General features: G+C 51.5%; 19 protein-coding genes. 10 read left to right on the top strand and 9 right to left on the bottom strand.

The window, feature by feature from the left end; all coding sequences use genetic code 11:
• Positions 1 to 2: 2 nt before the first annotated feature.
• Entirely contained in the window at positions 3 to 1166 is a 1164-nt protein-coding gene (locus PZBJ_RS02790) for a mandelate racemase/muconate lactonizing enzyme family protein (RefSeq protein WP_101761088.1), read from the bottom strand.
• Between the two features lie 182 nt (positions 1167 to 1348).
• Between PZBJ_RS02790 and PZBJ_RS02795 the strand changes: the two genes are divergently transcribed.
• A complete protein-coding gene (locus tag PZBJ_RS02795) occupies positions 1349 to 2275 on the top strand; it encodes a LysR family transcriptional regulator (RefSeq protein WP_101761089.1) in 927 nt (308 codons plus the stop codon).
• 343 nt (positions 2276 to 2618) lie between these two features.
• Here PZBJ_RS02795 and PZBJ_RS02800 read toward each other — a convergent pair whose 3' ends face one another.
• Complete coding sequence (locus PZBJ_RS02800; protein ID WP_101761090.1) at positions 2619 to 3554, bottom strand: aromatic alcohol reductase; 936 nt, start codon at positions 3552 to 3554, stop codon at positions 2619 to 2621.
• Positions 3555 to 3639: 85 nt separating this feature from the next.
• On the opposite strand from PZBJ_RS02800, the gene PZBJ_RS02805 reads away from it, so the two are divergent.
• Positions 3640 to 4041 carry a winged helix-turn-helix transcriptional regulator gene (locus PZBJ_RS02805; protein ID WP_101761091.1) on the top strand — a complete coding sequence of 134 codons (402 nt, stop codon included), beginning with the start codon at positions 3640 to 3642 and terminating at the stop codon, positions 4039 to 4041.
• Between the two features lie 194 nt (positions 4042 to 4235).
• Here PZBJ_RS02805 and PZBJ_RS02810 read toward each other — a convergent pair whose 3' ends face one another.
• Entirely contained in the window at positions 4236 to 4676 is a 441-nt protein-coding gene (locus PZBJ_RS02810; protein ID WP_101761092.1) for a GNAT family N-acetyltransferase, read from the bottom strand.
• A gap of 298 nt (positions 4677 to 4974) precedes the next feature.
• Between PZBJ_RS02810 and PZBJ_RS02820 the strand changes: the two genes are divergently transcribed.
• Both PZBJ_RS02820 and PZBJ_RS02825 read left to right on the top strand, forming a co-directional pair.
• Positions 4975 to 5631, top strand: a complete 657-nt coding sequence (locus PZBJ_RS02820) for a hypothetical protein (protein ID WP_101761094.1) — start codon at positions 4975 to 4977, stop codon at positions 5629 to 5631.
• A gap of 522 nt (positions 5632 to 6153) precedes the next feature.
• Positions 6154 to 6849 (top strand): helix-turn-helix domain-containing protein, encoded by a 696-nt coding sequence (locus tag PZBJ_RS02825; RefSeq protein ID WP_101761095.1) that lies wholly within the window; start codon positions 6154 to 6156, stop codon positions 6847 to 6849.
• On the opposite strand, the gene PZBJ_RS02830 is transcribed toward PZBJ_RS02825, so the two are convergent.
• Genes PZBJ_RS02830 through PZBJ_RS02850 form a run of 5 tightly spaced genes read right to left on the bottom strand, consistent with a single transcriptional unit; the run spans position 6826 to position 11617 of the window.
• Entirely contained in the window at positions 6826 to 7422 is a 597-nt protein-coding gene (locus tag PZBJ_RS02830; RefSeq protein WP_101761096.1) for a beta/alpha barrel domain-containing protein, read from the bottom strand. The two genes, PZBJ_RS02825 and PZBJ_RS02830, sit on opposite strands and share 24 nt — an antisense overlap.
• Complete coding sequence (locus PZBJ_RS02835; RefSeq protein ID WP_101761097.1) at positions 7412 to 8308, bottom strand: 2-dehydro-3-deoxygalactonokinase; 897 nt, start codon at positions 8306 to 8308, stop codon at positions 7412 to 7414. The genes PZBJ_RS02830 and PZBJ_RS02835 overlap by 11 nt, the downstream gene beginning before the upstream one ends.
• Positions 8305 to 9201 carry a dihydrodipicolinate synthase family protein gene (locus PZBJ_RS02840; RefSeq protein ID WP_101761098.1) on the bottom strand — a complete coding sequence of 299 codons (897 nt, stop codon included), beginning with the start codon at positions 9199 to 9201 and terminating at the stop codon, positions 8305 to 8307. The genes PZBJ_RS02835 and PZBJ_RS02840 overlap by 4 nt, the downstream gene beginning before the upstream one ends.
• Positions 9195 to 10358, bottom strand: a complete 1164-nt coding sequence (locus PZBJ_RS02845; RefSeq protein WP_101761099.1) for a mandelate racemase/muconate lactonizing enzyme family protein — start codon at positions 10356 to 10358, stop codon at positions 9195 to 9197. The genes PZBJ_RS02840 and PZBJ_RS02845 overlap by 7 nt, the downstream gene beginning before the upstream one ends.
• A 17-nt stretch (positions 10359 to 10375) precedes the next feature.
• Positions 10376 to 11617: an MFS transporter gene (locus PZBJ_RS02850; protein WP_206098200.1), complete on the bottom strand. Its 1242-nt coding sequence runs from the start codon at positions 11615 to 11617 to the stop codon at positions 10376 to 10378.
• A gap of 604 nt (positions 11618 to 12221) precedes the next feature.
• Between PZBJ_RS02850 and PZBJ_RS02860 the strand changes: the two genes are divergently transcribed.
• Positions 12222 to 13238 (top strand): CitMHS family transporter, encoded by a 1017-nt coding sequence (locus tag PZBJ_RS02860; RefSeq protein WP_240632888.1) that lies wholly within the window; start codon positions 12222 to 12224, stop codon positions 13236 to 13238.
• 182 nt (positions 13239 to 13420) lie between these two features.
• Here the strand turns inward: PZBJ_RS02860 and PZBJ_RS02865 are convergent, their stop codons facing one another.
• A complete protein-coding gene (locus tag PZBJ_RS02865; protein ID WP_101761763.1) occupies positions 13421 to 13858 on the bottom strand; it encodes a VOC family protein in 438 nt (145 codons plus the stop codon).
• Between the two features lie 798 nt (positions 13859 to 14656).
• Here PZBJ_RS02865 and PZBJ_RS02870 point away from each other — a divergent pair.
• From PZBJ_RS02870 to PZBJ_RS02890, 5 genes are read left to right on the top strand one after another with little or no spacing between them, the layout of a single operon-like run.
• Positions 14657 to 15904, top strand: coding sequence for an extracellular solute-binding protein (locus PZBJ_RS02870; protein WP_101761101.1), 1248 nt, complete (start codon positions 14657 to 14659; stop codon positions 15902 to 15904).
• Positions 15905 to 15913: 9 nt separating this feature from the next.
• Positions 15914 to 16822 carry a carbohydrate ABC transporter permease gene (locus tag PZBJ_RS02875; RefSeq protein WP_064739811.1) on the top strand — a complete coding sequence of 303 codons (909 nt, stop codon included), beginning with the start codon at positions 15914 to 15916 and terminating at the stop codon, positions 16820 to 16822.
• Complete coding sequence (locus PZBJ_RS02880) at positions 16812 to 17651, top strand: carbohydrate ABC transporter permease (RefSeq protein WP_101761102.1); 840 nt, start codon at positions 16812 to 16814, stop codon at positions 17649 to 17651. Before PZBJ_RS02875 ends, PZBJ_RS02880 begins: the two co-directional genes overlap by 11 nt.
• Positions 17651 to 18595, top strand: coding sequence for a carbohydrate kinase family protein (locus PZBJ_RS02885; RefSeq protein ID WP_101761764.1), 945 nt, complete (start codon positions 17651 to 17653; stop codon positions 18593 to 18595). The genes PZBJ_RS02880 and PZBJ_RS02885 overlap by 1 nt, the downstream gene beginning before the upstream one ends.
• Before the next feature lie 3 nt (positions 18596 to 18598).
• Complete coding sequence (locus PZBJ_RS02890) at positions 18599 to 19684, top strand: ABC transporter ATP-binding protein (RefSeq protein ID WP_101761103.1); 1086 nt, start codon at positions 18599 to 18601, stop codon at positions 19682 to 19684.
• Positions 19685 to 19868: the final 184 nt, after the last annotated feature.

The following is a 19868-nucleotide window of genomic DNA, read 5'->3' on the forward strand; positions in this document are numbered from 1 at the left end:
AATTATTCCGCTAGCGCACGCATTTCTTTAATAAGGTCGGATTTGCCTTCGAAACCGATGCCCGGCAGTTCCGGCATGATGATGTGGCCATCCTCAACCTTCACAGAATCCGGGAAGCCACCGTATGGCTGGAACAGGTCTGGATAGCTTTCGTTCCCGCCCAGACCGAGACCCGCAGCAATGTTCAGGGACATCTGATGGCCGCCGTGCGGAACGCAGCGTGACGGTGACCAGCCGAACTGTTCCAGCACGTCCAGCGTGCGCAGATACTCAACCAAGCCGTAAGAGAGCGCGCAGTCAAATTGCAGGTAATCACGATCCGGGCGCATACCGCCATAACGCAGCAGATTGCGCGCATCCTGATGTGAAAAAAGGTTTTCACCAGTTGCCATTGAGCCCGGGTAAAATTCTGACAGCGCAGCCTGAAGGGAATAATCAAGTGGATCGCCAACCTCTTCGTACCAGAAGAGCGGGTATTCGCGCAGCATCTTAGCGTAGGCAATCCCGGTTTCCAGATCGAAGCGGCCGTTAGCATCCACTGCCAGGCGGGCTTCACTGCCGATTTCGTCAAGAACCGCCTCAATGCGGCGACGATCTTCTTCAAGCGATGCGCCACCAATTTTCATTTTTACAACGTTATAACCACGGTTAAGATAGCCGCGCATTTCCTGGCGCAGTGCGCTCAGGTCTTTACCAGGATAATAATAACCACCGGCCGCATAGACGAAGACACGTGGATTGGCTTCAACCCCTTTCATTTCTGCCAGCAGGCGAAACAGCGGTTTATTGGCGATTTTTGCCGTGGCATCCCAGATGGCCATGTCCAGCGTGCCTACGGCGACCGAACGTTCACCGTGACCGCCCGGCTTTTCATTGCTCATCATTACGTCCCAGATTTTATGCGGATCCAGGTTGTCACCTTTGCCATTCAGCAGGCTATCGGGTTCAGCTTGCAGGATACGATCGCGGAAGCGTTCGCGGATAAGGCCGCCCTGACCATAACGGCCGTTAGAGTTAAACCCGTATCCCACCACGCGGCGTCCATCTACCTCAACGTCAGTCACAACGGCCACCAGGCTCGCCGTCATTTTACTGAAATCGATGTACGCATTACGGATAGGGGAAGCAATCGGTTTGGTAATTTCAACAACGTCAAGGATACGCATGTTCTCTCCGGAAGTTCTCAGTCGGGATCGGTCAGATATGTTTGCCAAAAAATGTGTTATGTCATGCCACATACTTATTGGCATAATGCATTTTCGTCGTACCTAAGGACCATTTCGTCCTTTCTGATACCCATCCTAAGCAGTTCTCACATGCTGTTCTAATGCCAAAGAGGCAGGTTGTAATGCAAAATCGGCATCACTTAGAGTTAACATGGCTTGAGGACTGCGTTGCGCTGGCGCAGTCACTTAATTTTTCACGTGCAGCAGCTTCACGATATGTGACACAGCCTGCATTCAGCCGGAGGATTGTTTCCCTTGAGGAGTGGCTGGGAACGCCATTGTTCGAAAGAAACCGACGTGGCGTCAGTCTGACGCGGGCGGGGGAAATTTTCGTTACGCAAATACCTGATCTCATTCGTGCGCTTTACACCCTGAGAAGTGAAGCTATCGAGGCAGCAGGAGAAACCCGGCCTGACGTTATTTTTTCGGCAACGCACTCCCTTTCATTTTCTTTTTTTCCTGCACTGATGCGTAACAACGAGAAAATTGCACGTTTCGGCTCATTCCGCCTGCTGTCTGACACGCTAAGCGCATGTGAACGGATGATTGAAAAAGGTGATGCCCAGTTTCTTCTCTGCTATTACCACCCTCACATGCACATTAACTTGGACCAGTCCAAATACCTCAGCGTCCGACTTGGGCAGGAAACATTACTGCCTTACTCACGTTGTGATACTGCAACCCGTGAGCCTATCTGGCAGGCAACAGGAGGGCGGAAATTTCCGTTTCTTTCGTTTTCTGCTGAGTCCGGACTTGGCCGGATCCTATCAAATACGTCACAGGTCAACCGTGCCAGGCGAGGTATGGATATAGCCTTCACCGCCGATCTTGCTGCAACGCTTCTGGCTATGGTCAGGGCGGGTGACGGCATCGCATGGCTACCGGAAACGCTGGCTGCACCGGATGTTGATGCTGGCGAGATTGCCGTTGCTGCGGGTAAAGACAGCGGCCTCTGGGTGCCCATTGATATCCGGCTTTTCCGCCCTGCGGCAAGAATGTCTCGTGCAGTTGAAGAGCTGTGGGAAATTTTCGTAGACGGTCAGATTTAGTCGGGGAAAAGGCGGCTCACAACACTAAGTGCGATACGAATAAATTTTTTCCGGCTTTGACTTCTTAAATGTCCGTTATTCGCTCATAGCGGACCTTGCATCCAAGTCAGTCCGCTTTGTGCCAAAAGCAGACGTTGAAGAATTGATTTAGGGCGAAGGCGGGCCCTAAATATATTAGGGCTTTCATTTTAAGCTCTGGCTCTATGGATAGGTGGGTAAACCGCAATTTCAGCAAAATTGCAGTGGCTTTTTTTCTCTGAAGACAAGAGCAATAGATATTCACAACGTCGGCATCTGATTTTGTTCTGCACTGCTTAAAATAGAGCTTAACAGTACCGGAGTGCTACATGCCGTGCTGTTTTGCCAGCCATTGACTGGCCGTTGTAGTTGAAATTCTCTGACGGTGATTGTAAGTATTGCGCTTACTCCAGGCTACGCCGTCTGGCCGTGCGAAAGCAATTCGGTAATTTGCACCAATATCTTGCGGATTGTGCTGCGCATCACCCTGAAGCTGTTGCCTGTCCAGTAATTTTCTGTTTAATTTGATGCCCCAGTAAGCACTCATTAAATCCGCAAGCTCGCTGTAAGTCAGCGTATCACCTGCAATATAGACAATCTCGTTTTTGAAAGTGGGCTGATGGAAGAAAATGTCCGCAGTCAGCTTGCCAATGTCTTCTGGTGTGGTTAGCGTTACCGCGTGCTTCCAGTCTCCTAGAGCACAGACGGTTTTACTTTGCGCGTCAATCACACCAAAACCGGGCTCAAACAAATAGCTGGTAAAAATGCCTGTGGATACGATGACCCACGATGTTGCGTTTTGCTGGCGTAAAAGGTGGCGAACTTCGAGCTGTTCATCCCAAACTTGTTGACCGCTGCCTTTACCCACTACGTCATAATCAACGCCAAATTGCCATGGGAAGTAGCGGGCTACAGCCGCTTTGAATACCGCCTGCGTAATTTTTATCTGTGTTCCTGGCCCGCCGACAAAACCACTGCAGTTGATGACGGCGTCGAAAGCAGCAAATAGTTCACTCAGTTCATCAATACTGTTTTCCTGCAGATCGCCCTCTACTACAGCGATTCCAAGTTTCGTCAGTTCATCCAGCCGTGCCTTGCGCGAGCCAGAAATGGCATAAGCGGCTTCGCTTCTGAGTAACACGCTAATTTTTACATCGGTATGTTCCTGCACTTTATTGCTCATCGCTCTCAATACCTGAATACCAAGCTCGCCTGCACCGAGTACTAAAACAGTATCTTTAGGTTTCTTTTCAGTATTCATTGTTGCTTCCTGTTGTATTAAAACGTCATCCTGACAGCTGACATGACCTGGTTCAATTAGGCACACGCATGATACCGGAGGTGATATGGAGTCTGAGCGGGAAGCACTGTTGCAATTTTCCAGGGAATTTTGTGAGGAATTAAGCAACGATGATGAGGGCCTAAAACGTGAGATCCTGGCTCATGCAGGTAATCGCTGGTCGCTAGGCGTGCTGCATATTCTTGGTACTAACGGACCTCTTCGTTACGGAGAGTTACGCCGCTACCTTACGAGTGTCACTCAAAGAATGCTGACGCGAACACTGCGACATCTGGAGCGGGACGGGCTTATATCTCGCTATGATTATGAGGAAAAGTTGCCCCGGGTGGTTTATGCAATTACAGATATGGGAAAAGAAATGCTTCTGCGGATGCTACCTTTATGGTCTTGGATTATTACATCCGCAAGCTATTTCCGGGAAACAAGAGCACAGTATGACGATGATTGAATCTTTTGGTGACAACATGGCAAAAAGAGACTTGAGGAATTTTTGCATGTTAAAACTCTCTTCAAGAAAGCTGCAACGTGATATTGCAGCCTACATTGAGAGCCGATAGGTCTGCTTCTCGCTCATAGTAGACCTTGCCACGCGAGCATGTCCGCTTTGTGCCAGAAGCGGGCATCGATTAAAATTGCTGTGAATTAAACGCCACGAGATTTCTCTAATTTGATGTCAGTGCCATTGAGATCTGTTTCATTACCCCAACCGAGCTGCATATAAAATTTCGCCGCTCGACTATTTTTATCGGTTTCCAACCAGGCAATCTCATGATGTTGGAATAACTCCTGCTCAGCTAGCCTAACAAGCCTGCGACCTATTCCTTTGCCTTCATATTCAGGCAGAACAAAGGCTGCAAATAGACAGCCTTCATCCGGCAAAATCATGGAGAAGCCAATAATTTTGTTATTTTCAGTCGCAACCCATGCGCAAAGACTTTTTTCAATCATATCGCCTACGACGCCTTCGGTAATACCCATCTGCCGCATCTCTTCACGACTCAGGTGATTCTCCATTACCGATGTTCTGACGTCGAACATACCCTCGATATCAGAGAGTTGAGCTGTTCTTACGTAGATACTCATTAGTCTAACTCCATGTATGACAAAATAATTTTCATAATAATGTCAAAATAAAATCAACGGAATATAAAGTTTAAGGTAGCTAATTATGTCCGCTGTTCGCTCATAGCGGATTTCCCGAGGTTGCAGCGACCTATGCGCAGCCGATACTTTGTCTAACTGCATGCGGATGAAGGGATTACCGTGGTGGTGCACAGTTAAATTTTCTTTCCGTGACGACTGTTCCTCAACCTCGCCTTTTGCTAGCCTATGCGGCTGGACTGCTTCCAGCCGCATTAGCGTTACCGGTTAAGGAGTTTCCATGTCGCCTTTCAACAAACACCGCCCCTTCATTTCCCTTTCTCGTCGTCAGCGTCGTAAAAAAGTCATCGAGCTTAAAAACCGTATCTATCGTGAACGTCAGCGTTGTGGCGGGTTGTTCTATGATGATTGCGATATTCAATACTACAAAGATAACCCTGACCATACTTGGGCATGGAGTGATATCTATTTTGTCGGCCGCGATCCCGCCGATCTCTGGAACGCTGAAATCATTACAGCTAAGTTGGCATTTCAAGATGCGGTACATGATCGCGCATTCAATGAAACCTGGGCGATGCTCAGTCAGCAGGAACAAGAAGAAGAGGCGCGATATGAAACAACTCCCAATGTGAATAGCAAAGGCAAAATCGTTAGCCGTACCTTTCTACACCGAGAAAAACAGGCTTATGCGATTTTTGGTGGGCTGACATTTTGGCAGTTTGTTGAGAAGCGTGAGCAGGAAATAGGACAAGATGAACAGCAGGATGTATGTTGTAGTTATCAATTTCTGCCGGGGTTCGCTTATGGGCATGGGCTACGGATGGTTGTTGATGCTGAGGCGCTTAGTGTGCCAGTTATTGAGGCTTCGATTGGAGATTTTTTGAAAAGAGTGAGTGATGTGCCTAGGGGACAGCGATTTATAAGTGGGAGGATTTAAGATGCGAGTGTCCATTAATTAGGGAATAGGAGGGAGTTAACCTTTATCACCCTCCCATATTATTATTTCCCAGTGGATTTACTAGGTTTTAATCCTGGAGTATTTCCGGGAGTATCTTTGTTGTCACGCCGACGCTGATCAGGCTTTCCTGTCGATTTAGCTATTGGTTTTGGACCAGGTTTAAGACCCATGATATTTATCCTTCTAATTTAAGAGGGGCTGCCCTCCTATTCGGTTTTATGGCATAGCTCAAAAAATAACAAGTGGATTAATACGTCACATGCCAGTTAAATTATTATTTTTGATCAGTGTCATTTTATGGCATGTAGCGGGCTTTCGAATGGAGCATTATTCACCATTTGCTATGCGGTTCTAACTAATATTGATGAGCCGGGGTTGTTAAGCTGGTTATCCCTCTTAATGCTTTCTTCTTACGTGCATCACAATCTCTTTCTGAATTCATATCACGCTGAAACAATAGGATTTATCATTTTCAAACCATAGTTATCAATGAGGCCATCTATGAATAGCACAGTATACGATGCTTTCCGCTGCCTGAACTTACTTGCGACAGCGACTCGTCCGCATGGAATTCGTGAAATGGGACGGGAGCTTGGACTGGATTCAGCTAAGGTTACGCGATTGATACAGACCTTGCTGACATTGGATATGGTACAGCGCGATGCCAACCGCAAATACAGTTTAGGTATCGGTATCCACCGCTTGTCGGCTCACGCGATTCACAATTCAGCATTTTACAATGCGGTAATGGACTTACTTGAAGAGAGCGGGAATCACGCCATCTCCATCGTGATCGGTGTTCTAAGTGGAAATAAGGTGGTCTATTTGATTCATACCCGCGGCGGAAAGAGTATTGCGCGTGCCATAGGCAATTATGAGTCCTATCCGGTCCATGATTCGGTGATCGGCATTAAGCTTCTATCAGCGATGAGCGACGAAGAGATTATCAGCCAGATTGGTATCCACGATTATCAACTGCTGAGAAATGATATTGACGAGTCGCGTCGGCATCAGGTGTTTGCCAAAAATTTTGGTGCGGGAGATTACCGTCTGGCATGTAATATTCCCGGCATGCAGGCAGCGATCGCACTATCGAATATCAGCAGTGAAAAAATGGATATTGAGAGCTTACGTTTGTACCTTACGTCGGCAGCGAAGAAAATTAGCGGAGAATCACTGCCGATGCTGCAGCAGTAACTCGCAACGAGCAGCTGTCTCAGACACGAGCTGCCCGGTTTTATATAGCGTAGAACCCAGTCCCACACTGTCGTAATAACGCAGGAACTCAGCTGCATTCTCCACCCCTACCCCGCCCACGGCTGAAAAGCTTACGGGCTGAGAGAGTGGACCTTTCACCAGTTGAGGGTAATTTTTCGGTAGCGAACAGGCCGGAAAAACTTTCATCACATCCACTCCCAGATCGATAGCAGTGAATATTTCACTCGGCGAAAACACCCCCGCGTACACTACAAGTCCATATAGTTTAGCCTGCGCAATCACAGCCGGGTTTAAATTAGGAGTCAGAATAAAATCCGCAGCGGCTGCAAAACTGCGCTGCACCTGATCTTCTGTGGTGACAGTTCCCACGCCAAGCTGGATATCATTCCCAAAGCGATGGCGGACTTGTCGCAGGCTGATTTCCCAGTTAGGTGAATTGGTAGTGATTTCTATACGATGAATGCCCTGCTCAACCAGGCAGGCAATATGCGGCACTGCGTCTTCTGGCGTTATCCCGCGGAGGATAGCGATGATTTGCTGATTATCCACCATAACTAAATACCCCATTTAATCCGGCAATGATTGCGTCTTCAGCAGCTAAGAGTTCATAACGACGATGCAAAACCTCACATGCCAACTGGTAATGTGGCAAAAGCATTTCACTACCAATAAAGCATACCGTTTTATTGCCGCCAGGGTGTCCGCATGCAACTTCGTATCCAATGAGCAATCCGGAAAGCCAGGAAGCGGCCTGTTCCTCAGCCAAAGCACCAAGAATATAACGGCCCCGGCAGCGAAACAGTTCCGTCACCAGTTCAACTTTATCATGCACCACTGATAGCGCGGTTTCGACACCCGCCTGAAAAGCGGCCGGTGAGTGAACTTGCTCCGGCAACCCTTTACCCACCACGGATTGATTGAGTAACAAATGATAAAGTTCGCCAGTCATCAAGGTCTGCATCTCAGTGACCTGCTGCTGCGAGCGTTCAACCCACAGCCATTTGCTGTGGGTGCCGACGGCGGCGAATGTGGAGGCATCAGAAAGCGTGAGCGCACCCGCCAGTTGCATCTCTTCACCACGGCAGATCTCATTCACTCGTTTATCGCAAATACCGGGCCGTATGGTCAGCGGATTTGGCAGGATACCCGGCAGTTCCAGGCCTTTACCCAGTAGTTGCGAAAAACTAAGTGGCATATTGAGGTAACCGGCGTCAGCAATACCGATATTGCTGCCAATCATGCCGCAGAGCAGCACGGGTATTTGTTCATCGTAAGCATCCTCTAGCCGATGCAGCTGCTGCTTTAAAATCTCAGGCAACGCTGAGCGCTGGCACTTGCCGACGCCGCAGCTGTCTTGCACAGATTTAATCACTACGCCATCGCGCACGCTGAGGGCGCGAAAGTTGCTGGTACCCCAATCCACCGCGATATAGTTCATGGACGTCCTCCTAACACGGCGAGAGGCAGGAAATCCGTGATCTCTTTCAATTCCCGACGCGTGGCGTCATCCAGACTTTTCGCCGGCTCACGTACATAATCGCTGGCAAAAATCCCTGCCTGATGCAGCACTGTTTTATGTATGGCTACCCCGATCCCCGGTTGCACTCCATAGCGCAGGAAAGGTAGATAGCGATAAAACAGCGCTTGCGCTTCCTGACGATCTTGCTGCCATGCCGCCAGGATGGCATTAATCACGTCCGGGAATTCGCAAGCAGGCATGGTGCCCGTTACACCACGGCATAACTCCTCAAAGAGGAAACCTGCGTTCAAGCCGCCAAACAGGCCTACGCTATCTCCAAGCGCCTGTTTTAACGCAGTGATTTTCAACGTCGTCGGCGGTTGTTCCACTTTGATATACCTGATGGCGGGAAAGTCCTGACACAAACGCACCAGCGTCGAAACGGGAATGTTAACGCCCGTCATCAGAGGTGCGTCCTGGATCATGATATCGATTTCGCAGGCCTGACATATGTCTCGCCAGAAGTGATAGATCTCCTCCGGACCGGGCTTAACCACCGAAGGCGGATTGACCATCGCCACCTGAGCTCCCCAGCGATGCACCCGGTTGATCTCTTCAATGGCAACAGCGGATGAAGCACCGCCAGCAGCAGCCACCAGCGGTAAATCCCCCATCAGCCTTTTGACGCAAAAGAACAGGATCTGCTTTTCATCCTGCGTTAAGGCGTAGCCTTCGGAAGCATTGCCAAACAATGCAAGACCATCAATGCCTTGTTGCAGCAGAAATTTCACCAGACGTTCAATGGATGCCAAATCCAGCTGGCCCTGCTCATCAAATGCCGTGGCGAGAATGGGTATGTTACCTTTTAACATGCAGCCTCCATCATCACGTCGCGCACGCGATCTTCATCAATTTCAATGCCTAACCCTGCGCCCTGCGGCAGGTGATACTCACCGCGTTCGCAAATCAGTGGCTGCTTGAGCAGTTGATTAGCGATGGCAAAAACTGGCGGCTGATATTCGAGCATAAACAGGTTGGGTATGGCGGCGGCAACATGGATCGATGCGGCGATGCAAGGACCTAGACCCACGCTTAAATGCGGTGCCACACGTAAATTCCATGTTTCGGCCAGCGACGCGATATGCATCAGCTCGCTAATGCCGGTTCTGCCGACATCGGGCTGAAGGATATCTGCAGCGCGCTGCTCAATCACCGCTTTGAATTGATAACGCGTGCGCTCGGTTTCACCTAACGCAATGCTGACCGCACTTTTGGCACGTAATTCGCGATGGCCGGCGATATCTTCTGGCAGCAGTGGTGCTTCGAGAAAGCCGACGCCCAGCGCGTGCAGTTGCGCTGCTAAATCAGTAGCGTCTGCCACACCGTAATTCCAGTGCGCATCAATGAAGACTTGCGCCTCATCGCCGAGCGTTTCACGAATGGCTCGAATATTTTTAATGTCTTCTCGCACGCCGTAGCCCAGAGCTAACTTAACGGCATTAAAGCCTTTCTCCTGCCATTGCCTGGCGAGGCGGCTGCGGCTTTCAATATCAGGCTCAGGTAAACCCGAGACATAGCAAGGGATCACATCGCGAAAGGCACCGCCGAGTAGTTGATGGACCGGAAGACCAAGAATTTTTCCCTTGAGATCCCACAATGCGATATCCACACCTGCAATAGCGTCGATATGATAACCACCGGTATGTCCACGATCGCGCATGGAGTCATACATCCTTGAGTTGAGCACGCCGCCAGAGAATGGCGATTCCCCTATCAACAATGGCGCGAACAGCTGCTTAATCAGTTCTGCGATCACCTGAGGCACCACCGGCGCCAGGGCTTCTCCCCATCCTACATGCCCTTCGCTACTGGTAATTTTCACCAGGCAGGTTTCCATCTTGCGTGAGTAGACGCAGCGGTATTCTGGACGATAGTAATAATCCGGACCGGTTCCGTCCGGCTTACCGCCGAGGTAGGCATGTTCCGGGGTGATTTTGAGTGGGAAACACTCCACTTTCGTTATGTGCATAAAGGCTCCAGTTTCCATTAATCCAACACTTTTCCGGCAGTTTCTTTTGCAAACCACACTGCAATGAATGAAATTAGTGCGGTGATCATCACGTACCAGGCGGGTGACAGCGGATCTCCCGTTAAGGAGATCAGGCTGGCGGATGCCAGGGGTGTTACACCGCCAAACACCGCCACAGTCAGGTTGTAGGACATCGCGATGCCGCCATAGCGAATCGCTGTGGGGAACAGTTCGACCATTGCTGCGCCACAGCCACCGTTAAACAACGCAACACACACACCCAATACACTCATTGCCGCGATAGAGCTGCCCACCGATCCCTGTGTCATTAGCAGCATGGCGGGATAGGTCAACAGGATGAAACCAGCGCATGCCACCAGCATCAGCGGCCGTCGTCCCCATCTATCAGACAAGTAGCCCGTGATTGGCATGCAAATAGCGACGCTCAGTAAGCCCAGCGTGGTGATGAGATAAGAATCAGTACGGCTGTAGTGCAGATGCGTAGACAAATAGCCGGGCATAAAGGATTGCAGCACCCAGCTGCTGACCGCTTTGATCACGACGAAACCGGTACAAAACAGCAACGCCGACAATGAGGTTTTCAAGGCAGTGCGCAGTGGCGATTTTTCGATTTTGCCGGTGGCTTTTAACTTGTGAAATTCAGCCGAATCTTCCATGTTGCGGCGCATATATAACCCACCCAATCCGAGCGGTGCTGCGAGCAGGAAAGGAATGCGCCATCCCCAGTCATTCATTGCCGTCTCACCCAACCAATAGGTCAACAGCAGCACCAGTCCAGAGCCGCAAACAAACGCCATGAAACTGAAGTTCTCACTCCAGCAGGTAAGCGTGGCGCGACGATGCGGCTCAGCGCTTTCTGCCAGATAGGTAATTACGCCGGAACTCTCACCACCTGCGGCGAATCCTTGTACTAATCGAGTCATCACCAACAGCACCGGTGCGACAATTCCCACCTGATGCCAGGTCGGCAGAATGCCCATCACAAATGTAGATATTGAGGTGATGACAATTACCGTCACCAACACTTTGCGTCGTCCCAGACGATCGCCCATGGAACCGAAAAAGAAGCCGCCCAGCGGACGCATTAAAAAGCCGGATCCAAATACAGCAAAAGATTTCAGAAGTGCGGTAGCAGGGTCAGAACTGACAAAGAAGTTGCTGGCAATAATCGCCGCCAGGGTGCCGTATAAGCCAAAATCGAACCACTCGATAAAATGACCAATCCCGGCTGCCATCATGATTTTGGCAGTACGCTTTGGCGGATTATTGGTTTTTGTCGCCACGTACTCACCGCCATACTGACGGGTTGAATTTTCCATACGACCTCCAGAGGGTTAATGTCGCGCCATAGGAAGGCGCGTCATGTCTTGGAAGTTAGCGTATGAATTTTGATGAGATATTGCGCCGGCGATGAGAGATAGCGTGAAGCCAATCAAAGAACAAATCCGGCAATTGCTTCACATAGTGAAGCAGAGAAGAGATCCCTTACAAAGCGCCTAATGTAAGCCGGGTTTATAGTTATCAGACCAAGCCATTACCTATAATCCCAAAGCTTTGCCTATGCTGCCGGTAGTTTTATTCAATGCGTATATTTCATGTCAGTCCACCAAAAAACCGAATCGAAACATATGGTGTCAGCACATATCTCCTCGTCATTGAAACAGCGCTAAACGAGCTATCCTTCCATAAGGAGGAACAACCTATGTGCGGAAGATTCACACAGTTCCAGAACAGAGATACCTATTTTGATGCCCTTAGTGTAGCTGATGGTGACTACATCCATGATCCTGAACCTATCGGGAGGCCGGGCTTTTTGATCCTTTTATCCGTCTCATTGTTCGTATTGTAAAAGGCGATCCGCTTAAAGTGATGATCGGCACTGCTATCCTTGGTATCAGCGTGGCGCTCGACGGCGATGGTGCCACCACCTATCTCATCTGTACGGCAGCACTTCTTCCACTGTATCGTCGGCTGGGAATAAAGCTTCAGTACATGGCCACCGTACTGCTGCTTTCAATCGGCGTAATGAACATGCTCCCGTGGGGAGGACCAACAGCGCGCGCTGCCAGCGCCATGAAGGTAGACGTTGGAGAGCTCTTTATGCTGCTTCTGCCCATTATGATCTGTGGCCTTGCCTGGGTAGTGCTGGTTGCCGTTATTTTTGTACTGCGCGAACGTCGCCGGCTTGGGGTGATTAAAATCGATCTGAGTGAAGAGACCGGGCAGCTTACATCTGTAACTAATTATCGTTATCTCTTTAATTCAGCGCTGACCATTGCCCTACTGGTTATGTTAATTCTGGGCATGCTTCCTATGGCAACACTGTTTATGATCGCCTTTGCAGTGGCGATGCTAGTGAATTTCCCTAACCTGAAGCATCAGAAGGAGCTCCTTGCCAAACATGCAGAGAACGCGCTTGCCATTGTTTCTCTCATTTTTGCAGCAGGAATTTTTACCGGCATCCTGTCCGGAACAGGTATGGTAGATGCCATGTCTAACAGTCTTGTAAATTCACTGCCAGCCTCAGCCGGCCCCTGGCTCGGCATCCTCACGGCGCTGATCAGCATGCCGTTCACCTTCTTCATGACAAACGATGCGTTCTATTTTGGCGTTTTACCCATTCTTGCGCAGACAGCGACAAGCTACGGAATCTCGCCTATGCAGATGGCCGTTGCTTCACTGATTGGACAACCTGTTCATCTGCTCAGCCCGCTTGTTGCGTCAACTTACCTTCTTGTCGGCATTCTTAATCTGGATTACGGGCTGAATCAGCGCGCAAGCCTTAAATGGGCGGTGGGAACAGTATTGTGCATGCTGTCAGGCGCCATCGTGCTTGGCACATTACCGCTACACAACTGATCTATACACGTTAATTAATTCGCTGTGATTTAACGCTGCCCTTATTATTTATAAGGGCAGCGTTAATGTACGCTTTTCGCTAAAAACAGAAATTGGCCTGGCGTCGTCCGCTCTTTTCACTAAGAGGGCTTTGCAAACATCACGGTTTTAATTAAAGGATAACAGCTAATAATATGTGGGTCTCATTGGCTGCGTTCCATCAATTCAAGCGTCTGACCATCTGGACTTTGTAAATATATTACTCTGGTACCCTGCATGGGTCCTGACGACACTGTTTGAGGTTTACCCGGCGTCTTCCAACCGTAGTCCGATACTTTGCCTAAGAGCGTATCAAGATCCTCAACCATAAAAGCAAGGTGAGCGTAGCCTGGGATATAGGGCGCTGAAGGTTCTTCTGGCTGCTCAATGTTATTGTATTGGAGTAATTCAATTTGGATATCAGCCAGTTCAAGCAAAGCCATCCGTACATCAGCTCCCCTTGCACCTGTAACCTCATCGATTATAGGCCCAGACATTTTTCCTTCACGTAATAATTTACCGCCAAGAATCTGAGTCCAGAATAATAATGAGTCTTCAATATTTTTAACTGAAAAACCAACGTGATTGACACTTAAGATCATGTGATTACCTACTGAGTTTTGAAAGTCCATCAGCCAACTATATAAAAAGAATGCTTTATTTCTACACCATAAATGCGCGAACGTTTTACAAGTCTGCATCCTTTATCGATAAATTGCGAATATCCTCTTTCGTCTAAAGCTGTCTCTAATTTCCAATCGCGCAAAGGGGCTGCAGCGATTCAGTGAAGCACTATTATGTTAGAAGAGAGCATACGGTAGGATCACTTGAGGATAAGCAGAATGCTTCTGGAAAAGCTCAGGTTGCTTTAAGTTCGGAGGAAGGAACGTGGACTCTGGTTTTTCACCAGGGAACGCCAGCAGCACATGGTGCTTAGGTTCAAGATGCGGTGTTATGTTTGATGTGACAGAACTAACTAGGCCGTCATCATTTTGACGTCCGCTTTTGGCTGTATTATCAGCCGAAAATCTCATCCTAACCAGCTACTGATAACGGCATTTCGCCGTTAAGAGATGCGCTTTCATGCAGCAAGCCCCAACGCAACTGCACCTAAACAATGCATTCGGCAAAAAGCTGATCGGCACTTTTCACAACTGTCCTCCTTTTTAAAACCACATGAATATCTATGATCGGCCACACATTTTACAATCTGTTTACCTGACAGCGGCGAAAATCTGTGCAAAGTAATGTCCAGCGGCAAACGAGATTTATGCCCTGGCATGTCAATTGCTTTAGCTAACCGATGTCAGCCGCAGCAACCTGACAACCTGTGCGCGTTATTAAATCCATCAAATTGATTTAATAAAACACCCTCTTTTTGCATCAAGGCGGAAAACACCATGAAAATCCGATTCAACCCAGTCATAAAAGGTTGTTTTGCAGCAGTTCTGTTAGCCAGCGTAGGCAGCGCGGCAGCGGCAACCACATTGAATGCATTGTTTATGACGCAGGCGGCGTATAGCGAAAATGATATCCGCGCCATGACGCAGGCGTTTCAGAAAACGCACCCAGACGTGCAGGTTAATCTTGAGTTTGTGCCGTATGAAGCGCTGCATGACAAAATTGTTGCGGCGCGTGGCGCGGGCGGTAACGGCTACGATGTGGTGCTGTTCGATGCCATCTGGCCGGCAGAATTCACTAAGTTCGATCTGTTGCAGGACGTCAGCAGCCGCATCAGCGCTGATGAAAAAGGGCAGATTTTCCCCGGCGCAATGAACACCGTTGAGTTCAAAGGCAAAACCCTCGGCATGCCGTGGATCCTGGATACCAAATATCTCTATTACAACAAAGCGATGCTGGAAAAAGCCGGTATCACCACGCCGCCGCAAACCTGGCAGCAGGTGATGGATGACGCGCGCATCATCAAGCAGAAAAACATCGTGAAATATCCGCTGGTGTGGAGCTGGTCGCAGGCGGAAGCGCTGGTGTGCGATTACACCACGCTGGTATCAGGTTTCGGCGGCAAGTTCTATAACAACGACAAACTCGATTTCTCCTCCCCGGCCTCGCTGCAAGCGGTGAAGCTGATGAAAAGCTCGCTGGATGAAGGCTTGAGCAATCCGGCTTCACGCGAATATCTGGAAGAGGATGTGCGTAAAGCCTTCTCCAATGGCGATGCGGCTTTCGCGCTCAACTGGACCTACATGTACAACATGGCCAACGATCCTAAACAAAGTAAGGTCGCCGGCCAGGTGGGCATCGTTCCCGCGCCAGGCGATGCGCCGGGCAAATTCGGTGCCGTTAATGGTTCGATGGGCCTTGGCATCACTAAAGGCAGCACGCATGCGGATCAGGCATGGCAATACATCCGCTACATGACTTCACAGCCGGTACAGAACCAATACGCCACGCTGAGTCTGCCGATCTGGAAAAGCTCGTATCAGGATCCGGCGGTGCTGAAAAACCAGGAAAGCCTGATCGCGGCGGCGGATAAGTCGCTTAACGTGATGCTGTCGCGTCCGGAAACGGCTGACTATTCGCGTCTCTCCAACACGCTGCAGCAGCAGTTGCAGCAGGTGCTGGTGGGCAGCGCAACGCCAGATGCCGCGCTGCAAGCGGTAGATAAGAGTGCGGCGCGTCTGCGCTAAGGGGCAACAATGCTGAGTTTGCGTCAACGCGAACAACGGCAGGCATGGGTGCTGCTGGCACCCATGTTGTTGGTGATGCTATTGCTCACCGCATGGCCGCTGTTACGCACCATCTGGCTGAGTTTCACCGATGCCGCCCTGATCGGCAGCGGTGAAGCGCCGGGCTGGATTGGCTTTGAAAATTATCTGTTCGCCATCACCGATGCGGATTTCCGCAGTTCGCTGTGGCGCACGCTCTATTTCACCGTGGTGTCGGTGGCGATTGAAGGCGTGATCGGCGTGCTGGTGGCGCTGTTGCTGAACCAGAAATTCGCCGGTCGCAACGTGCTGCGCGTGCTGGTGATTTTGCCGTGGGCGCTGCCGACCATCGTTAACGCCATGATGTGGCGTCTGAATTTCAACCCGGATTACGGCAGCATCAACGCCCTGCTGACGCAGTTAGGGATCATTGATGGCTATCGCAGCTGGCTGGGTTCGCCGGATTCGGCGCTCAACGCGGTGATGTTCGCCGATATCTGGAAAAACTATCCGCTGGTGACCTTACTGGTGCTGGCGGCGCTGCAATCGATCCCCGACGATCTGTTCGAAGCCGCACGGCTGGATGGCGCATCGGCCTGGCGGCGTTTTCGTGCCATCACCTTCCCGGCGATTGTTGGCCCGCTCAGCGTGGCGCTGGTGCTGCGCACCATCGACGCCTTCAAAATTTTCGACATCATCTACGTAATGACGCGCGGCGGTCCGGTCGATAGCACCAAAACCCTGAGTTTTTACGTGTATCAGGAGTCGTTTAGCTACTTGCGTGCTGGCAGCGGCGCGGCCTACGCGATGTTGATGACCTTGCTGTGCGCGGTGCTGATCACGCTTTACATGTTGTTACTGTGGCGGCAGCGCCGCAAAGGAAGCGCTCATGAAGGTTAAATTGCGCCATGTCGGTAAATACGCCGCCGCGCTGCTGGTGGCGTTCTCGGTGTTAGCGCCGATGGGTTGGCTGTTTTTGATGAGCGTCAGCGCCGCCAGCGATCTCACCCGCGTACCGCTGGAGTGGCTGCCGCGCCAGTGGGATTTCACCCGCTACGGCAAGCTGCTGTCGCTGGAGCCGGGCCAGCCGGGCGTACTGTTTCTGCATGCACTCGGCAACAGCCTTTTAGTCGCCACCGGCGCGACAATCATCTGCTTACTGCTGGCCATTCCGGCAGCGTTCAGCTTCTCGCGCTACCGCGGGCGCGACGGCTGGCTGTTTGCCTCACTTGCCATCTATATGGTGCCGCCGGTGGCATTCGTGTTGCCGCTCTACTTCCTGTTGCAGCAGTTCGATCTGCTCAACACGCGGCCCGGATTGATCATTGTTTACTGCTCGCTGATTCTGCCGTTCCTTACCTGGATGCTGAAAAACCAGTTCGATACGCTGCCGCAGGATATTGAGCAGGCGGCGCGGCTCGACGGCCTGCGCGTCTGGCAAGTGCTGTTACGCATTACGCTGCCGCTGGCGAAGCCGGTGTTGGGGGCCGCCGCACTGTTTGGCTGGCTGCTGGCGTGGGACGAATTTTTCTATGCGCTGCTGTTTATCAGCAATATCGCCGCACAAACCTTACCGGTCACCATTGCCGGATTTACCGCCGGACGCGCCACCGATGATGGCTTGATCGCTGCCGTTGGCATTCTGGCGTCGGTGCCACCGCTGTTTATTGCCATCTGGCTGCAGAAGACGCTGGTTAGCGGCCTTGCCAGTGGCGGGAGCAAAGGATGATGGAGCAGAAACTCACCGCCACGCTGTATGTGGTGGGCAACATTAATGTCGATTTGATCATGGGCACGCTGGATAACTGGCCGCAGCGCGGTACTGAAGTGATGCTGAATCACAGCGAACTGCGTCCTGGCGGCTCGGCGGGCAACTGCGCGCTGGCGCTAGAAGCGATGCAGGTGCGCCATCGCGCGGTCGCCAATCAGGGCAATGATGGCCTGAGCGCCTGGCTGGCGAGTCATTTTCCGCACAGCGCTGCGCACTGGACGCGCTACAGCTGCGAAACCTCGCTTACCGTTGGCGTGACGCATTCGGATCACGAACGCTCTTTCCTGAGTAATCTCGGCCATATCGTGCAACTCACCGCGCAGGATGTGCTGGATCAGCTGCCGGCTACCGCATCTGACGGCGATATCGTGCTGCTGTGCGGCACCTTTTTGTGTCTGCATCTGTATGACGATTATCCGGCGCTGCTCGCCGAGCTACAGCAGCGCGGCTTTGTCACCGCCGTCGATACCGGCTGGCCGCCGCAGGGCTGGACAAACGAAGTGCGTCAGCAGATCACGCATTGGCTGCCGCTGTGCGACTGGCTGCTGCTCAATGAAGTGGAAACGCTGGGATTGGCGGCGTCAGACGACTTGCCCGCCAGCGCGCAAATGCTGGCGCAACAGCTGAGCGGACGCGGCGGCTGCGTGGTGAAATGTGGCCCGCATGGCGCGCGCTGCTGGCAGGCAGATAACTCAGTAAGTCAGCCTGCACGTCCTGTCACGGTGGTGGATACCATCGGCGCGGGCGACAGTTTCAACGCCGGATTTCTCACCGCCCTGCTGCATCAGCAAGATCTCACCACGGCTTTGCAATGGGGGATTTCGGTGGCGTCACTGGCTATCAGCACCTTGCCGCGTCGTTACCCCGACTGGCATCAACTGCAACTTTCCCAGGAGTTTTAAATTATGGCCAGTGTTGAACTCGTAAAAGTGGCCAAACGCTACGCAAAACAGTCGGTGCTGCATCCGCTCGATCTCACCATTCCTGACGGCAGTTTTACCGTGCTGGTTGGCCCATCCGGCTGCGGAAAATCGACGCTGTTGCGCTTGCTGGCCGGGTTGGAGAGCTTGTCAGATGGCGCGATCCTGATGGATAAAGTGCAAATCAACGACCGCGATCCAGCCGATCGCGATATCGCCATGGTGTTTCAGAGCTATGCGCTCTATCCGCACTTAACCGTGGCGGAGAATCTGGCGTTCCACATGCAGGTGAAGAAGGTGAAGCGCGAGGAGCAGCACACTAAAATTGCGCGTATCGCCGGAATTCTTGGCATCGATAAGCTGCTGCAACGCTATCCGCGTGCACTGTCAGGCGGACAGCGTCAACGCGTGGCGATGGGCCGCGCGATGGTGCGAAATCCCAAAGTGTTCCTGTTCGATGAGCCGCTGTCGAACCTCGATGCGCAGCTGCGTATGGAGCTACGCGCCGAGATCAAATCGCTGCATCAGCGTTTCAAAACCACCATGGTTTATGTGACGCACGATCAGGTTGAGGCGATGACGCTGGCCGATCAAATTGTGGTGATGAAGGATGGCCGCATCGTGCAGCAAGGCGCGCCGCTGGCGATTTACGACCGTCCGGCGGATACCTTTGTCGCACGCTTTATCGGCTCACCGCCGATGAACCTGTTACCGGCACAGCTGATCGCCCGCGATGGCGTGCCCGGCGTGCAGTGCCAGGATCTGTGGCAGCCGTTGCCCGCGCGTTGGCAAGCGGCGGCGCGCGAACGTGCTGGCGCAGCCGTGACGCTCGGCGTGCGCCCGCACGATCTGCTGGAAGCTAGCAACAACGCCGCAGCGTTGGTGAGAGTGGTGGAGATCACCGGCGAATCCACATTGTTGCATCTCGAATGGCACGGTCAGCCGTTGCATATGCAGATTGCCGGTCGCCACACGGCGGTGAGCGGCGAGAGCATTATGCTGGGCTTCAACCCCGAGAAAATTCATCTGTTTGATGCCGAGACGGGGCTGAGGTTGGCTGAGTCGCTCTAGGTTGGTGCTCAGGCCTGAAAAGGCCAACCCGTTGAGATGAACATCGCTGTTGATGGTGCGATTTGGAAAACCGCAATTAATCGCCATCAAGGAGGAAAAGGTGGACAGTGGAGTAAAGCGTCCGCCGCAAGGATGCGGCGGCCGAGGCTACAGGGATGTATTCACGCCGTCTTTACGCAACGCC

It is taken from the genome of Pantoea endophytica (assembly GCF_002858935.1).
Taxonomy (GTDB): Bacteria; Pseudomonadota; Gammaproteobacteria; order Enterobacterales; family Enterobacteriaceae; genus Pantoea; species Pantoea leporis.

Bases quoted from the DNA above. Each gene is read 5' to 3' on its own strand.
- PZBJ_RS02835 (WP_101761097.1), bottom strand. From the start codon at position 8,308: ATGAACTATATCGCGGTGGATTGGGGTACCAGCAACTTTCGCGCCCTC.
- PZBJ_RS02820 (WP_101761094.1), top strand. From the start codon at position 4,975: ATGTCGCCTTTCAACAAACACCGCCCCTTCATTTCCCTTTCTCGTCGT.
- PZBJ_RS02845 (WP_101761099.1), bottom strand. From the start codon at position 10,358: ATGCACATAACGAAAGTGGAGTGTTTCCCACTCAAAATCACCCCGGAA.
- PZBJ_RS02800 (WP_101761090.1), bottom strand. From the start codon at position 3,554: ATGAATACTGAAAAGAAACCTAAAGATACTGTTTTAGTACTCGGTGCA.
- PZBJ_RS02840 (WP_101761098.1), bottom strand. From the start codon at position 9,201: ATGTTAAAAGGTAACATACCCATTCTCGCCACGGCATTTGATGAGCAG.
- PZBJ_RS02880 (WP_101761102.1), top strand. From the start codon at position 16,812: ATGAAGGTTAAATTGCGCCATGTCGGTAAATACGCCGCCGCGCTGCTG.
- PZBJ_RS02875 (WP_064739811.1), top strand. From the start codon at position 15,914: ATGCTGAGTTTGCGTCAACGCGAACAACGGCAGGCATGGGTGCTGCTG.
- PZBJ_RS02850 (WP_206098200.1), bottom strand. From the start codon at position 11,617: ATGATGGCAGCCGGGATTGGTCATTTTATCGAGTGGTTCGATTTTGGC.
- PZBJ_RS02810 (WP_101761092.1), bottom strand. From the start codon at position 4,676: ATGAGTATCTACGTAAGAACAGCTCAACTCTCTGATATCGAGGGTATG.
- PZBJ_RS02890 (WP_101761103.1), top strand. From the start codon at position 18,599: ATGGCCAGTGTTGAACTCGTAAAAGTGGCCAAACGCTACGCAAAACAG.
- PZBJ_RS02830 (WP_101761096.1), bottom strand. From the start codon at position 7,422: ATGGTGGATAATCAGCAAATCATCGCTATCCTCCGCGGGATAACGCCA.
- PZBJ_RS02795 (WP_101761089.1), top strand. From the start codon at position 1,349: ATGCAAAATCGGCATCACTTAGAGTTAACATGGCTTGAGGACTGCGTT.
- PZBJ_RS02805 (WP_101761091.1), top strand. From the start codon at position 3,640: ATGGAGTCTGAGCGGGAAGCACTGTTGCAATTTTCCAGGGAATTTTGT.
- PZBJ_RS02865 (WP_101761763.1), bottom strand. From the start codon at position 13,858: ATGATCTTAAGTGTCAATCACGTTGGTTTTTCAGTTAAAAATATTGAA.
- PZBJ_RS02885 (WP_101761764.1), top strand. From the start codon at position 17,651: ATGGAGCAGAAACTCACCGCCACGCTGTATGTGGTGGGCAACATTAAT.
- PZBJ_RS02870 (WP_101761101.1), top strand. From the start codon at position 14,657: ATGAAAATCCGATTCAACCCAGTCATAAAAGGTTGTTTTGCAGCAGTT.
- PZBJ_RS02825 (WP_101761095.1), top strand. From the start codon at position 6,154: ATGAATAGCACAGTATACGATGCTTTCCGCTGCCTGAACTTACTTGCG.
- PZBJ_RS02790 (WP_101761088.1), bottom strand. From the start codon at position 1,166: ATGCGTATCCTTGACGTTGTTGAAATTACCAAACCGATTGCTTCCCCT.